Annotated in this window: 1 protein-coding gene and 1 pseudogene; one reads left to right on the forward strand and one right to left on the reverse strand. The window is 31.9% G+C overall.

The window, feature by feature from the left end:
- Window positions 1–192, forward strand: a pseudogene (locus tag CAMP5063_RS08275) (YaaA family protein); the annotation flags it as partial.
- A gap of 23 nt (window positions 193–215) precedes the next feature.
- Here CAMP5063_RS08275 and CAMP5063_RS08280 read toward each other — a convergent pair.
- Window positions 216–1236, reverse strand: a 1021-nt coding sequence (locus tag CAMP5063_RS08280; RefSeq protein WP_337195158.1) for a major outer membrane protein, incomplete at its 5' end; no start/stop codon positions are given.

A 1236-nucleotide genomic window follows, 5' to 3' on the forward strand; every position in this document is an offset into this window, starting at 1 on the left:
ACTTTTTTAAAAAATTCCAAAACTTTAAGTCATTTTGCTAAAGCTTATAGGGGTAAAATACTAAGAGTATTAGCAAGTAAAAATATACATAGCAAAGAAATTTTGCTAGAAAACTTACCTAATGATTTAAAAATAAAAGAAATTAAGATACAAGGATTAAAAGAAGATATAATTTTAGATATAGCAAGCTAAGCCTTTTGGCTTAGCTTTTATAATTAGAATTTGTATAGAGCTTCAAGTCTGATGAATTGATCATCGCTATCATGAACACCATTGGTGTTATAATCTTCAGTTAAGTAAGAATAGAAGCCACTAAATGTAAGTTTTGGACTATATGCATAAGATACTCTTGCAATATATTCATTTTTATCTATGTCGTTATTGCCAGCTTGTTCAGTTTTACCACCGATATAGTCAAACCCTACTCTAACAGTTTCAGCAAAAGTATAACCTAAACCTGCAAAATAGAAAAGACTTTCGCCATAAGTATGTCTTAAATCACTCTTGTTAGAATAAAAAATTTGTTCACCTGGAGCAATTACTCTTCCTTTATCTTCTAAAGTGACAACTGTTTGTTTGTTTTTATCACCATAGCCAACGATACCCGCTTGGAAATCAAAAGCAGAAATTTGTCCTTGTAATTGAGCAGCATAGAAATTGCCATCATCTACACCATGACCATAGAATTTTTCAAAATCACTATCCAAGCTATTTCCTAAATATTGAGCTTGGATTTTGAAGTTAGCCATATCATTGAATGTAAATTTATAGCTAGCATCTACTGCATATAAGAATGCATTGTTTGCTGAATAAGCAGCCCATAATTGGAAAGCAAATGGATCGAAATCACCTAATACAGCAGCACCGTATAAAGAAGAATTGTTAAGTTTTGTATCTCCAAAATCACCATCATCTTGAACATTGAAGCTATCAAACCAATAACCTGCAAAAGTTAAACCTTCAATAGAAGTGTTTACTACTTTAGCTCCTGTTCCTACTGCATCATCAGTCCAAATAGAGCCAATTTCCATTTTACCGAAAGTTACGCTTGTAGCATAAGCTTCATTGGTATATTCTAAGTAAGCTTGTCTAACACCGAAAGCACTTTTTGTATCTGTGTTTGCACCACCAAATCCATTTTCACCACCTGGGTTATATTCAAATTGAACAAAAGCTTTGAAGTTATCATCTAAAGCTGCTTTAAAATTCAATTGAGATTTAAATTTGTGTTGATTA

Source organism: Campylobacter sp. RM5063, assembly GCF_024723655.1.
Classification (GTDB): Bacteria; Campylobacterota; Campylobacteria; order Campylobacterales; family Campylobacteraceae; genus Campylobacter_D; species Campylobacter_D lari_D.